Below are 14,017 nucleotides of genomic sequence, written 5' to 3'. Positions count from 1 at the left end.
GAAGTAAGGAGAATATAATGAACAATTATAAATTGACGATTCAATATGATGGTGCGCGTTATAAAGGGTGGCAACGTCTTGGTAATAATGACAATACGATTCAGGGGAAAATCGAAAGTATAATATCTGAAATGGTCGGAAAAGAAATTGAAATTATCGGCTGTAGTAGAACGGATGCTGGTGTACACGCTTTGAATCAAGTAGCTAACTTTCAAAGTGATGAGAAGTTAGTAGAACATAAAGTAAAAAAGTATTTAAATCAATATTTACCAAATGATATTAGTATTACGAGTGTAGAAGAAGTACCAGATCGTTTCCATGCTCGTTACAATTCTAAAGCAAAAACATATCTTTATAAAATTTGGAATGAAGAGCATACGAACCCATTTATGCGTAAATACAGCATGCACGTGAATAAACAATTAAATGTGAAAAGCATGAAAGAAGCTGCGAAACATTTAGTTGGTTCACATGACTTCACTGCCTTTTCAAATGCAAAGTCTAAGAAAAAATCTATGGTTCGAGAAGTGTATACACTTGATGTTTCCGAAGAATCAGGATTTGTACAAATTAGAGTAAGTGGTAACGGATTCCTTCATAACATGGTGCGGAAAATTGTTGGAGCATTAATTGAAGTTGGATTAGGGCAATTAGAGGCGGACGCAATTCCAAACATTTTAGAGGAAAAACAACGTAATCAAATTAATTGTCTTGCTGAGGCGAGTGGATTGTATTTGGAGAATGTTGAATTTTAGAAAAGATATGGATAAGAAAGAAGCACTCATTTGAGTGCTTCTTCTTTTATGCTGATGCAGTAGTCTTATCTTTTCGGAAAATCCCCATTAATCCGCCGATTAATAATAAAACACCTGGTAATAAGTAAACAATAGAAATACAAATAAATCCACCAATGGCAGCGATAGTCATCATAATGCCACCTACTTTAGCTTTGCTCTTAACCATAACACATCCAACAATTCCCAATATCGAAAGAGCTACAGCAGCCCAGCCTAATCCAATAATTTGATTAGCTCCGTCAGCTTCAACTGCTGCTCCTATGCCTCCGATAAATAAAGCGATGAATGCACATAAAATCCCGAATATACCACCAATTAATCCTAATACAAATTCTGCTGTTCTTTTCATAGTAACCACCTTTTAGAAAATATTTATTAGCTTTTTCATCCAACTCACAATTTGTTAGTTCAACAAAATGAACTACATGTTATTAACATAAGTGAAGTTTATATAAACAATCTTCAAAGATGTTGAAATGTCAGATTTAGAACTTACATGATAACAAATATAATGAAAACAGAATGTCGAAATTTGTCGATTTTACTAAAGTACATTTTTTCAGTATATAACTAATTTTGAGTTAAATTTCAAATCATTGAGATAAAGAGAGTAGAATGAAAAAACACGAGAGCGGTAACCGTCTCGTGTTTTTTATGATAATTAACTTTGTTCGTTTAAGAAGATTTTTCTCTTTTCATACGTAGCTTCAAATTCCAAAAAGCAGCAAGCATAATAGCTGCAAAGGAGCCGCTAATTGTGGCTAATAGCTTTGCATAAGGAAAGCTGTTCATATCAATATTAATGAATAACATCATACATAGAACGGCAGAAAGAAGGTATAAGTATTGTAATAACTTTAATTTTTTATCATTACTCATATATATCGCCCCTTTCTATCATGTCACATGTAATTATAACATATTTTTCCAAATGGTTACTTGTACTTGGAGAAATATTCATTTCATATGTGTAAGTGCAATTTTTTAATTCGATATTGTAAGTTTTGTCTGCTCAATCCTAAAAACTTTGCGGCTTGTGAGATATTACCTTTATTTTCTTTAAGAATTTGATGGATATATTTCTTTTCCATTTCTTCGATTATACGTTTTAAAGTTTGTGGCGTATCAGTATTGTGACCAGTTAGCGGAGTCTGCATATTCAGTTCCTTTTTTGCTAGTTCGCGAAAGTGCGTTGGCATATGGAACGCTGTAATGATATCTTCATCTTCTATTAAGTTCATGGAGCCTTCAATTATATGTTCTAGTTCTCTCACATTACCAGGCCAATCGTATTTATAGAAGAAGTTATTTACGTTTAAATCTACATCTTTTACGCTAAGATCAAATTGGATATTGTATTTTTCAATAAAGTGTTGAACAAGATATGCAATATCTTCTTTTCGTTCCCGTAAAGGTGGAAGACATAAAGTAACAACGCTTAATCGGTAATATAAGTCTTGTCTTAATCGATTGTGTGCTATGGCTTCAAGAGGATCTTCATTAATAGTTGCTATAATACGAACATCAATTTCTTTTTCTTGCGCCCCCCCAATTCTTCGTATTGTTTTCTCTTGTATAGCGCGCAATAATTTAGCTTGAAGTGCTGGGCTTAATGAGTTGATTTCATCTAATAACAAAGTTCCCCCATTTGCCTCTTCAAATAAACCAGGTTTATCTATTGCTCCTGTAAAAGCACCTCGATTTGTACCAAATAGTAAACTTTCCATTAAGGTTTCTGGTATAGCGGCACAGTTTTGCGAAATAAATGGTTTTGTTGAACGCTGGCTTTCATTATGGATGCTTTGCGCAAATAGCTCTTTACCGGTCCCTGTTTCCCCGATGATAAGTATGGAGGATGGCGTACGTATTACTCTCTTTGCTTCTGTAATGACCGATTGAATAGCTCTAGAATCACCAATTATGTGATCAAAGGTAAACTTAGTATTTTGTTTTCGAGAAAGGTTCGTTTTCATTGTTTGCTTTAAATGACTAATCTCTTTTGAAATTTCAATAGCGCCTTTAATTTTTCCATTTTCTATTATAGGAAAGGTATCGTTAATCGTCGTAATCTCTTGTCCTTTATTGTTAAAATACGTTTGTTTTATATTTTTGTTTGTTTTTCCAAGTTTTAAAGCCTCTATAAGAGTACTATTTTTATTTTCTTCAAATGCAAATACTTCTAAAGGATTTTTATCTAGCACATCTAAGCGATCCATTGATTCAATTTCCATCATTTTACGGTTATAGATAATCGTTTTACTTTCCTCATTAATAATATGGATCCCAATATCTAGTTCATTGAGTAAAGTTTCGTATAGCACATTCATTTCAATAATCTTTTTAAAATTGATTTCTTCTGTATGCATGTATTATCTTCTCCTCGTTATACCCTATGAAGACTGACTTTTTATAATTTTATTAAAATTCTTATAAAATCGCAAAATTTTTTTGCTATTTTCTCTTAAAAATTTTCAAATGATAGAAAATTTTTGCGGTTATGCAGATTTTTTTCGTAAGAAATCCTAATTTTACATAGGTATTGAGGTTGGTACGTATTTTGCATGAATAGTAGTTAAGATCTCTAAATTTAAAGAGTAGGGGGATTATGAATCTTTATAGTGTATGCAACGTTTCAGTTTCAATTAATAAGAGGGAGGAATTTATAAAGTGAAGACGGTTATAGAAGGCGTGTATAGTCCTTGTTACGGGAAAGTAGAGAAATTATTTGTTACTGAAAGTTCTTACGTATATGAGTGGGAAAAATTAGCGTTAATTGAAACAATAGATAAGCAGCAGGTGGAAATTAAAGTGGGAATCAGTGGTTATATCGAATCATTAGAAGTGGTAGAAGGACAAGCTATCGCTGATCAAAAACTATTAATAACAGTGAGGGATGACCTATTAATAACAGGTAGTGATTAATAGTAGTAATATGTATTTTGCTCTTTTAAATAATTTTTTTTACTATGAAGAATTTTAAAAACGCTTACATTAAATGGGTTTGCAAAGTGAAAAGGGGGGGATTTATATGATGGATCAAAACCAGGGATTAAAAAGAGAATTGAAAAGTCGGCACATATTTATGATTGCACTCGGAGGGGTTATTGGTACTGGGCTTTTTTTAGGATCCAGTTATACAATTCATGAAGCTGGACCTGGAGGAGCGATTGTAGCGTATCTTGTCGGTGGATTTGTTATGTATTTAACGATGCTCTGTCTTGGAGAGTTAGCGGTTGCGATGCCTGATGCAGGATCGTATCAAACATATGCTACAAAACATATTTCACCTGCAGCGGGTTATGTAGTGGGATGGATGTCGTGGCTAAACTGGACGGCTACGATAGGCATTGAATTAATTGCAGTTAGTATATTAATGAAACGTTGGTTTCCAGATGTATCATCATGGATTTGGTGCGTAGTGTTTGCCGTATTACTCTTCGTTATTAATGCGTTATCTTCAAGAAGTTTTGCGGAGGTTGAATTCTGGTTTGCAAGTATTAAAGTAATTACAATTATTGCATTTATTATTTTGGGCGGGGCAGCAATGTTTGGTTTTCTAGATATGAAAGGAAATGAACCAGCGCCGATGTTTTCTAGCTTTACTGATTATGGTGGATTGTTCCCAAATGGATTATCAGCCATTTTAATTACGATGATTGCAGTTAATTTTTCCTTCCAAGGAACAGAACTAGTTGGTATTGCAGCTGGTGAGAGTGAAAATCCAGAGAAAACTATCCCGAAGGCAATTAATAATACAGTTTGGCGCATACTTATTTTCTTTGTACTATCTATTTTTATTCTTGCGGGACTATTTCCTTGGCAGCAAGCAGGAGTGATAGAAAGTCCATTCGTAGTTGTATTTGATAAAATTGGTATTCCTTATGCGGCTGATATTATAAATTTTGTTATTATTACAGCTGTACTATCAGTTGCGAATTCAGGATTATATGCAACTTCCCGTATGCTATGGTCTATGTCTAATCAAGGAATGATTAGCCCGATTTTTGGTAAGTTATCTAAAAACGGTGTTCCTATTTATGCATTGATTGTAAGTACGTTTGTAGGGTGTCTCTCATTACTATCAGGTATTTATGCGGAAGATACAGTTTATTTATGGCTTCTTTCTATTGCTGGGTTTGGAGCGATATTAGTTTGGGCATCTATTGCTCTTTCAAATTTATTGGCTAGAAGGACATATTTGAAGCAAGGCGGGGATATTAAGGACTTAAAATTTAAAACACCATTGTATCCATTTGTTCCACTTCTTGCGTTAGTATTAAATTTAGCAGTAATTGTTGGCATGGCTTTCATTCCGGAACAAAGAATGGCATTGTATTGTGGTATTCCATTTATGATTGTTTGTTTACTGTTTTATCGTGCTACTAGAAATAAGAGAAGTAAAGTAGAACATATTGAAAAGACAAATACAACCGAATTAGAAAGTTTATAATAGTGATTAATTTGGAGACTGTAAGATTGTAAACAGTCTCTTTTTTTGTGAAAATAAATTTGGAAACATACTACGTATGCAAAGGGGAATTAGCAATGAATCAAGAAGTTTCACAGCTATTAGAACAGATTGATTTACGAAAAGAGGAGCTACTAGAACTTACAAAAACTTTAATTCGTTTTGAAACACCAGCACCACCAGCAAGAAATACAAATGAGGCGCAAGAATTTGTTGCAGAGTTTCTAAAAAAACGAAATTTTAGTATTGATAAGTGGGATGTATATCCAAATGATCCGAATGTTGTTGGAGTGAAAAAAGGGACAGCAAGTGAGTCACATAAAAGTCTCATTATTAATGGACATATAGATGTTGCAGAAGTATCAAAGGACGAACCGTGGGAAACAAAGCCGTTTGAGCCGTTTATAAAAGATGGTTGGTTAGTTGGGAGAGGCGCGGCAGATATGAAAGGTGGACTAGCTGGAGCCTTATTTGCTATTCAGCTTTTAGAAGAAGTGGGGATTGAATTACCTGGAGATTTAATTTTTCAATCGGTAATTGGCGAAGAAGTAGGAGAAGCAGGGACACTTCAATGTTGTAAGCGTGGTTATGATGCTGATTTTGCAGTAGTAGTTGATACAAGTAATTTACATATGCAAGGGCAGGGCGGCGTAATTACTGGATGGATTACAGTGAAAAGCCCGCAAACGTTTCATGATGCAACACGTAGACAAATGATCCATGCTGGAGGACGTCTATTTGGAGCGAGTGCGATTGAGAAAATGATGAAGATTGTCCAAAGCTTACAAGAATTAGAGCGTCATTGGGCAGTCATGAAAACATATGAAGGCTATCCATCTGGAACAACAACAATTAATCCAGCTGTTATTGAAGGAGGACGTCATGCGGCATTTATTGCGGATGAGTGCCGATTGTGGATAACCGTACATTTTTATCCAAATGAAACGCATGAACAAATAATAGAAGAAATAGAAGAGTATTTAGGAAAAGTGGCAGCAGCAGATCTATGGTTAAGAGAGAACCCACCACAATTTAAGTGGGGCGGAGAATCAATGATTGTGGATCGTGGCGAAATTTTTCCTTCTTTAGAAGTAGATAGCGAACATGTTGCTGTCAAAATGCTAAGTTCAGTACATGAATCTATTTTATCTAAAAATGCAATTTTAAATATGTCAGCAACGGTAACTGATGGCGGATGGTTTAGTGAGTTTAACATTCCAGCTGTTATTTACGGACCAGGTACATTAGAAGAAGCTCATTCAATAAATGAGAAAGTTGAAGTTGAGCAGTTAATTGAATTTACAAAAGTAATAACGGCGTTCATATATGAATGGTGTCATACAAAAAAATAGATTAGTATATTGAAATTGTACAGGTATGTACTTGTACGCTTTTTTAGTGAACTATTTCAGAGTTGAACATAAACAACTGAAATAGTTCTTTATTTTTCTATGTTTTTCGTTTTATTTCAATTAATTTCTCTTTAGCTAATTCAACGGCAATCGCATCATCTAAATAGCCGATTGGAAAAAGATAATCGGGGATAATGTCTGTTGATAAAATGAAATATAGTAAGGCACCCCCAATAATTGCACGCTCTTCGGTTGAAATGGTTTCTGTACAAAATTGTTGGTACATATTTGTTAATTGCTCAATGAAAGGACCAGCACTATCAATTTGTTCTATTTTACTTTTGAAACTCTCGTGAATACGTTTTTCGCCTTCAGTAGTTTGAGCATAGCGCTCGTAATTTTCAAGTTCTTGTTTTACACGAGTTGTTGTGTATTCGAAGTCGAATAGGTTAGAGGATTGTAATGTTTGTTGAATTGTATCGAGAGATGTGTACATATCTGCTTTTTCCTTATTTATGTGTGGAGAGTTAGGGTACATTTCATCAAGTAATAATTGCGGTGGAACTTGTAGACAGTTTGCGAATTTTTGTAAATGGTTTTGCTTCGGTTGTTGTTTGCCATTAATTATTCTTGAAATTGTTGCAGGATCAATATTTGTAAGTGTTCCTAGTTGGCGCATAGATAGAGCGCGCTCCTTTAACAGTTTCTTTATTAATTTACCGAGCCGCTCATTTGGATTTTTATTGGGCATAATGTAGGCACTCCTTTTCTATTGTCTATCGTTGAAAAAATGTTGAGCATTTATTACAAGTATATGAAACAGACAGGCACAGTTGCTCAACATTTTCATAATATGCAACGAAAAGTGAGAAAAGGGGTGACTGTACGATGAGTACGGCAGGTTTATTTTCAATTTTTTTAATCGGGATTGCGTCTAATTTAGATAATGCAGGTGTTGGGATTGCATATGGCATTCGTAAAATTCGAATTTCGTGGCTTAACAATTTTATCATCGCATTTTTTGGATTTTTATTTACCTTACTAGCTGGATTTTTTGGGAATTGGATCGCATTATTTATTTCAGAGTTCACAGCAAACATTATTGGAGCAATCGTTTTAGGAATAATCGGGGTGTTTATTTTATGTCAGCCTTTCTTGAGTCAAAAAGATACCGTAGAATCTAAAGATAGTAGTGTACTTATGGGGGTTTTACGTGATCCAGAAAAAGCAGATTTTGATGGTTCTAAAACAATTAGTTTTTCTGAAGCAATTGTTTTAGGAGTTGCATTGTCCATAAACAATATTGCAGGTGGATTTGATGCTGGAGTAACAAATTTAAATCTTTGGCTTACGGCATGTATTTCTGGAGTTTTTAGTTTTATTTGTATTAGTGGTTTTACGTATGTTGGTAAAAGATTTTTAGCTGAATACTTAGGGAAATGGGCAACTATAATTGCAGGTGTGTTATTAATTCTTATTGGAATTGATCAATTGTTGTAAGAAGGATAGGGAAAACAGTATTCGAGTATTTCCTTGGAAATACACTAAAAAATTGCATATATCGACGTGAAATCTTTTCAAGGTAATGAAAGGTTGTAAGTATTATCCAAATCTTTGTGTGTAAAAAGGTTTAAAAAAGTAAAAGCACCTGTATAGGTGCTTTTTAGCGTATATCTTCAATTAGTTGTGCACATTCTTCATCATGCATACTGTACTCACTTAAAACTTGAATACAAAGCCATTTCAGTTCTTCAATACTATGCTCAAGTTCTTCGGGAAGTACATGGTAAATGTCTTCAAGTCCCATTCCGAAATGAATAAGTTCTAATACTTGATCATCGATGTTCCGATCCATTAATAGTTCAAGCACTTCTAAATTGAATATGTATCGGTGAGATTCATCGAGTGAAACAACTTTTAGTTTCAAACTTTCTACAATACTCAATATGAAAAGAAGAATTGTTTTTTCGAGAACAGGTTGTTTCTCCATTTGAAATATGAGTTTCATCTTTTACACCTCCACATACAGCGCTAGGTTGTACTATATTATTCAGGAGGGGGGAGCAAATATGCATAATAAAGAGAACTTTTATTACTGTTTTTTTAATTGTGTTGATGCCTAGTAGAACGGATTTTTTGTGAAATAAAAAATCCTGCCAATATAGCAGGATAACTTCTAAATTAAAACATACTCCAACCTTCTTGGGCAGAAAGTAATTCAAGAATTTTAAAACCAGCGATACTATTTCCGTTTGCATCTAAAGCTGGTCCGAAAATACCGATTCCCATTTCGCCTTTTACGCAGCCGAAAATGCCACCCGCTACACCACTTTTTGCAGGGATTCCAACACGAATTGCAAATTCACCAGATTCATTATACATCCCGCAAGTAACCATAAATGTTTTACAAATTTTCGTAATATGTTTAGGGATGATCTGTTTCTTTTTATAAGGATCATATCCATCCATTGCAAAGATTAAACCAATACGTGCTAGATCGATACAGTTAACCTCAATTGCACATTGACGCGTATATAAATCCATAAGTTCTTCAATATCGTTATCGATGATGCCATTTTGTTTCATATAGTAACAAAGTGAACGGTTTAAGTAAGCTGTTTCTAATTCAGAAGTGGCAACTTTAGAAGAATAACTAATAGTAGGATTGTCTGTTATATCACGCACAAATTGAAGAATGCGTTCCATCTTCTCCTCGTTATCATTACCAGCTAGCATACTTGTAATAGCTAATGCACCTGCATTAATCATTGGATTAAGAGGCTTGGAAGAACTTGTCGTTTCAAGCTTAATAATAGAATTAAATGGGTCACCAGTTGGTTCCATTCCAACTTTAGAAAATACATATTCTTCACCACGGTCTAAAAGGGCAAGGGCAAGTGTAATTACTTTAGAAATACTTTGAAGAGTAAATAGTGTTTGTGAGTTACCAGCATGGATATATTCTGTTTCTTTATGAAAAATAGCAATCCCTAGATCATCTGGATTTGCATTTCCTAGTTCGGGGATATAAGTAGCAAGTTTTCCTTTTTTCGTATATGGTTTTACTTGTTCTAACAACTGCTGTAAGTTGTTTGTTTCAATGCACTGCATAGTACCAACGCTCCTATTTCGAATTAACTAAGTTTACTTTTCCCGATATGCTCGGAAATAAATAATAACATGAAAAAGTGGAATGATAAAACGAAAGTTGAATGTTCTATAGTGAGTCTTCAGTTTCGATTATTCCGTGTTAAAAAAGGAGAATTTTCCTTTTATATAACAGTTTGGAAATAGGAGATTTATCCATAAAAAGTTCGGAAATAAAAACTACACATCTATACAACTATATGTTATTATGGTTATGTAAATAGAAAGCGTTTTCTAAGGCGTACTTATAATGATAACGATTTCATAAATTTGATAGGGGGAATTAAAATGTTGCAGTTTTTACAACGTATTGGTAAAGCGTTAATGCTTCCAATCGCAGTGCTACCAGCAGCAGGATTATTGCTTCGTTTAGGGCAAGAAGATGTATTTAATATTCCTGTTATGGCACAGGCCGGTGCAGCAATTTTTGATAATTTAGCACTTATTTTTGCAATTGGTGTTGCAATAGGTTTGTCTATTGATGGTAGTGGAGCAGCAGGACTTGCTGGGGCAATCGGATATCTTGTTTTACAAAATACAACGAACGCTCTAAGTAAGGCATATTCAGCAGCAGAGCTGAATGATAAATTAAAAAGTGTTCAAGATTTAGTCGGTTCAGCAGATCCAACTAAATTAGCAGATACAATGACAAAAGTTTCAAAAGCAGCGGCGTTAACGCCAAAAATAAATATGGCCATACTCGGTGGTATTATTGCTGGGGTTGTTGCTGGATTACTATACAACAAATTCCATAAGATTAAACTACCAGAATGGTTAGGATTCTTTGCTGGAAAACGTTTCGTACCAATCATTACTTCAATTGTAATGCTTCTTTTAGGATTAGTATTCGGTCAAATTTGGCCAACAATTCAAAGTGGTATTGATTCAGTAGCACACGGTATCGTAAACTTAGGTTCAGTTGGTGCTGGTTTATTCGGATTATTAAACCGTTTATTAATTCCAATCGGTTTACACCACGTAATGAATACATACTTCTGGTTTGTACTTGGTGACTTTACAAACGCAGCTGGTGATATCGTTCATGGTGATATTGCACGCTTCTTCGCAAAAGATCCATCAGCAGGTATGTTTATGACTGGTTTCTTCCCAATCATGATGTTCGGTTTACCGGCAGCATGTTTCGCAATGATTGCGGCTGCGAAACCAGAAAAACGTAAAATGGTTACAGGTATGTTAGGTGGCCTAGCATTAACTTCATTCTTAACTGGTATTACAGAACCAATTGAATTCTCATTCATGTTCTTATCTCCAGTACTATATGGTATTCATGCAGTATTAACAGGTCTTTCTTTATTCATTACAACAACACTTGGCATTCATGATGGTTTCTCATTTAGTGCCGGTGCAATCGATTACGTTTTAAACTTCGGTATTGCAACAAAACCAGTGTTACTAGCAGGAATCGGTTTAATTTACGCAGCAATTTACTTTGTAGTATTCTACTTCTTAATTAAGAAATTCGACTTGAAAACTCCTGGTCGTGAAGATGAAGATGAGTTAGCTGAAGAGGGTGATGCACCAGTTGCAGGTTCAATTGGTGAAACTTACGTAGCTGCTTTAGGCGGAAAAGAAAACTTAGCAGTTATTGATAACTGTGCAACTCGTCTACGCTTACAAGTGAAAGATGCAAGTTTAGTAAATGAACCAGCATTAAAACGTGCCGGTGCAAAAGGTGTTATGAAATTAAGTAACACAAGTGTACAAGTTATCGTAGGTACAAATGTTGAATCTGTTGCCGATGATATGAAAAAACACGTGTAAATAGTTAGATAAGAGGATATCCAAAAAGATTGATAACAACAGTCTTTTACAGGATATCCTCTTTTTTTGTTAATTTTTTAAAGGGAATCTTACTTTTATAAATTTTCTTTTTCTTTTTTGAACATATAGGTTGGTAATATGTTCGGTGCGTGATACAGTAGTGATGACATAAAATGGAGTGTCCATAATCTGCGAAAATGATTTGAAATAAGTCTTGTGTAGATGAATTAAATTATCGGTAAATAAGGGGAAAAAGGTAATCATGGATCAGGAAAAAAATACTGTTAATGGGAAAGCAAATCGGTCAATTGTATACATAAAAAGAACAATCATTCTAGCCCTACTACTGTCACTTGTATATTTCATGTATACAAAAATTGTTGCGCATAATAAAAAAGAGGAAACTTTAAAAGCAGCAGCAGAAATGAAGAAGCAAGAAGAGTTGAAAAAGAAAGAAGAAGAAAAAAAGAAGCAAGAAGCACAAAAACAAAAAGAGCAGGAAGAACAAGTGAAACAAGCGCAAGCTATAGAGCAGCCTGCTGAAGGACCGCCTCAAGAAATTAATGAAAACGCTCAATTGGATCAATATTTACAAAACGCAGGATTTAGTGGAACAGCTGTTATTGTGAAGAACGGAAAAGTTCTTTTGAATAAAGGATACGGTATGGCGAACAAAGAGAAGCAAGTACCGAATAATTCAGAAACGACCTTTTATATTGGCTCTATTTCAAAGGCATTTGTAGCGACTGCTATTATGCAATTAAAAGATCAAAATAAATTACAAGTAGAGGACACGGTTGCAAAATATATTCCAGATTTTCCTCAAGGTAATAGCATTCAGCTAAAACATTTATTAACACATACATCAGGGATTCCAGAATATGAGCAGGGAACAGAAGATATCTCTCATGAAGAGTTGATAAAACGGATAGGAAAGCAAAAGCGTGTTGGGAGTCCAGGAGAAAAATGGAAATACTCCGATTCGAACTATTCGATACTTGCCTATATCGCTGAGAAGGTAAGTGGACAACCGTTAGAAGAATACATTAAACAACATATTTTTGCGACAGCTGGTATGAAACATTCTGGTTTCGGTAAAGCGTTAGAGCAAACAAGGTTTCCATCGACAGGTTATAAAATAGTAAATAACAATATGACAACACCTAATATTCCAAGTATGTCACAACTATATGGTTGTGGTGATATATATACAAGTGCACATGATTTATATTTATTTAATGAAGCACTCTTCTCTGGAAAGTTAATTTCAAAAGAGAGTTATGATCAAATGTTTACAGCCGTGAAAAAGGATTACGGATTTGGTTGGTATGTAGACCCAGGAAGTTATTCAAATCACGGTGTAATGCCAGGTTGGAATTGCTTAAATGGATTTAGTAAAAACGGAAGTGTGTATGTCGTTTTATTATCTAACATTCAAAACAACATCAAATCATTTGGTAAAGTGAATAACGACATTTATACAATATTACGAAATATAGAAGTGTAAGAGGCTATCCTTTTGGATAGTTTTTTTTGTATTGAGGAAATATATGTACGGTGTGATAATGAAATAAATGGAAAGGGGGAGGGGTATGAGTATACATAAGCATCATGCACGCAATGCGAAACGAACTTTGTGTATTACAGTATAGCTGCCATTATTACAATTAAAAATTAAAATATATATAAAGATAGATGGGAAACCATCTATCTTTTTTTATGCTCTGAAACAATTATTTCTTTTAGAAAATGTATGCCTTACCTATCACAAAAAAAGCCTGCTTTGTATAAATTAAGATGTATGGATGTAAATTTTTATACTTTAAAAATAATAGGAGGAGAAGTGTATGTGTCTGTTTGGTAAGAATTGGAAAAAATTATCAAGATTGTTTAATAGACAATTAGATTATTTTTTAGATAATAAGTTACTGCCTGCTGTGGAACGACTTTTATTTTCACAAAACTTCGCGAGATTTATTCAAAGAAATTCTAAGCAAGCTACGGAAGAGTTTATAGAATCAAGTCAATTTCAATCTATTATTTGTAACATTTTAAAAGAATGCAATACATCACCTTTTAAAGAGATTGCAAAGCAGTATTTAGGTAAAAACGTAGAAATTACTGTGACAGTTGGACAGTTAGCAGGTGTTATTGTAGCAGTTGGTGACGATTTCTTAACGTTGCAAGAAGGGATAGGAACAGAAGTTTTATTACCATTTACAAGCATTATATCAATGAAAGAAGCGTAAGAAAGGAGACTTATATATGTTATTTACTGATGAATTGCGTAACCATGTTGGTGAATTAGTGCAAGTTGTGACAGCTGTTGAAATTGTTGCAGGCATTCTTTTATCAGTGACGGATGGAGCAGTAAGCGTTCGTACATCTCCTTCTTATGGACCACCTGAAGATGTACTTGTGCGTATTCCTATTATTGCTTATGTTCGCTTGGAAGGGTAAGAGTGATACAA

At 34.3% G+C, this 14,017-nt stretch carries 15 protein-coding genes; 9 read left to right on the top strand and 6 right to left on the bottom strand.

Features of this window, described 5'->3' with window-relative positions:
- Window positions 1-17 precede the first annotated feature (17 nt).
- Window positions 18-755, top strand: coding sequence for a tRNA pseudouridine(38-40) synthase TruA (truA, locus tag JFU20_RS12790; protein WP_002125027.1), 738 nt, complete (start codon window positions 18-20; stop codon window positions 753-755).
- Between the two features lie 46 nt (window positions 756-801).
- On the opposite strand, the gene JFU20_RS12785 is transcribed toward truA, so the two are convergent.
- The 3 genes from JFU20_RS12785 to JFU20_RS12775 all read right to left on the bottom strand — a co-directional run bounded on the left by JFU20_RS12785 (window position 802) and on the right by JFU20_RS12775 (window position 3,163).
- Window positions 802-1,146: a DUF4064 domain-containing protein gene (locus JFU20_RS12785; RefSeq protein WP_002091161.1), complete on the bottom strand. Its 345-nt coding sequence runs from the start codon at window positions 1,144-1,146 to the stop codon at window positions 802-804.
- Between the two features lie 326 nt (window positions 1,147-1,472).
- Complete coding sequence (locus JFU20_RS12780; protein WP_201038673.1) at window positions 1,473-1,676, bottom strand: hypothetical protein; 204 nt, start codon at window positions 1,674-1,676, stop codon at window positions 1,473-1,475.
- 83 nt (window positions 1,677-1,759) lie between these two features.
- Window positions 1,760-3,163 (bottom strand): sigma-54 interaction domain-containing protein, encoded by a 1,404-nt coding sequence (locus tag JFU20_RS12775; RefSeq protein WP_201038672.1) that lies wholly within the window; start codon window positions 3,161-3,163, stop codon window positions 1,760-1,762.
- Between the two features lie 301 nt (window positions 3,164-3,464).
- Between JFU20_RS12775 and JFU20_RS12770 the strand changes: the two genes are divergently transcribed.
- The 3 genes from JFU20_RS12770 to JFU20_RS12760 all read left to right on the top strand — a co-directional run bounded on the left by JFU20_RS12770 (window position 3,465) and on the right by JFU20_RS12760 (window position 6,617).
- The gene (locus tag JFU20_RS12770; protein WP_002010281.1) at window positions 3,465-3,719 is read left to right on the top strand and encodes a biotin/lipoyl attachment domain-containing protein; all 255 of its coding nucleotides are present in this window, start codon (window positions 3,465-3,467) and stop codon (window positions 3,717-3,719) included.
- A gap of 106 nt (window positions 3,720-3,825) precedes the next feature.
- A complete protein-coding gene (locus JFU20_RS12765) occupies window positions 3,826-5,247 on the top strand; it encodes an amino acid permease (RefSeq protein ID WP_201038671.1) in 1,422 nt (473 codons plus the stop codon).
- Window positions 5,248-5,294: 47 nt separating this feature from the next.
- Window positions 5,295-6,617 (top strand): acetylornithine deacetylase, encoded by a 1,323-nt coding sequence (locus JFU20_RS12760; protein ID WP_307838387.1) that lies wholly within the window; start codon window positions 5,295-5,297, stop codon window positions 6,615-6,617.
- A 97-nt stretch (window positions 6,618-6,714) separates the two neighbouring features.
- On the opposite strand, the gene JFU20_RS12755 is transcribed toward JFU20_RS12760, so the two are convergent.
- The gene (locus tag JFU20_RS12755; RefSeq protein ID WP_201038669.1) at window positions 6,715-7,368 is read right to left on the bottom strand and encodes a helix-turn-helix domain-containing protein; all 654 of its coding nucleotides are present in this window, start codon (window positions 7,366-7,368) and stop codon (window positions 6,715-6,717) included.
- Between the two features lie 137 nt (window positions 7,369-7,505).
- On the opposite strand from JFU20_RS12755, the gene ytaF reads away from it, so the two are divergent.
- Window positions 7,506-8,117 carry a sporulation membrane protein YtaF gene (gene ytaF, locus JFU20_RS12750; RefSeq protein WP_002091150.1) on the top strand — a complete coding sequence of 204 codons (612 nt, stop codon included), beginning with the start codon at window positions 7,506-7,508 and terminating at the stop codon, window positions 8,115-8,117.
- A 163-nt stretch (window positions 8,118-8,280) separates the two neighbouring features.
- Here ytaF and JFU20_RS12745 read toward each other — a convergent pair whose 3' ends face one another.
- Window positions 8,281-8,625: a DUF3969 family protein gene (locus JFU20_RS12745; protein WP_002125038.1), complete on the bottom strand. Its 345-nt coding sequence runs from the start codon at window positions 8,623-8,625 to the stop codon at window positions 8,281-8,283.
- A 173-nt stretch (window positions 8,626-8,798) separates the two neighbouring features.
- A complete protein-coding gene (glsA, locus tag JFU20_RS12740) occupies window positions 8,799-9,728 on the bottom strand; it encodes a glutaminase A (protein ID WP_002151698.1) in 930 nt (309 codons plus the stop codon).
- Between the two features lie 324 nt (window positions 9,729-10,052).
- Between glsA and nagE the strand changes: the two genes are divergently transcribed.
- The 4 genes from nagE (at window position 10,053) to JFU20_RS12720 (ending at window position 14,006) form a co-directional block, all read left to right on the top strand.
- On the top strand, window positions 10,053-11,546 hold the full coding sequence (gene nagE / locus JFU20_RS12735) for an N-acetylglucosamine-specific PTS transporter subunit IIBC (protein ID WP_201038668.1): 1,494 nt from the start codon (window positions 10,053-10,055) through the stop codon (window positions 11,544-11,546).
- A 262-nt stretch (window positions 11,547-11,808) separates the two neighbouring features.
- On the top strand, window positions 11,809-13,053 hold the full coding sequence (locus tag JFU20_RS12730) for a serine hydrolase domain-containing protein (RefSeq protein ID WP_201038667.1): 1,245 nt from the start codon (window positions 11,809-11,811) through the stop codon (window positions 13,051-13,053).
- Between the two features lie 340 nt (window positions 13,054-13,393).
- Window positions 13,394-13,795 carry a DUF2642 domain-containing protein gene (locus JFU20_RS12725; RefSeq protein ID WP_201038666.1) on the top strand — a complete coding sequence of 134 codons (402 nt, stop codon included), beginning with the start codon at window positions 13,394-13,396 and terminating at the stop codon, window positions 13,793-13,795.
- A gap of 16 nt (window positions 13,796-13,811) precedes the next feature.
- Window positions 13,812-14,006: an LSm family protein gene (locus JFU20_RS12720; RefSeq protein WP_002029614.1), complete on the top strand. Its 195-nt coding sequence runs from the start codon at window positions 13,812-13,814 to the stop codon at window positions 14,004-14,006.
- Window positions 14,007-14,017: the final 11 nt, after the last annotated feature.

This window comes from Bacillus sp. TH30, from assembly GCF_016650875.1.
GTDB lineage: Bacteria > Bacillota > Bacilli > Bacillales > Bacillaceae_G > Bacillus_A > Bacillus_A mycoides.
The sequence above is the reverse complement of the archived record's forward strand: the minus strand, read 5'-3'. Positions and strand labels throughout refer to the sequence as shown.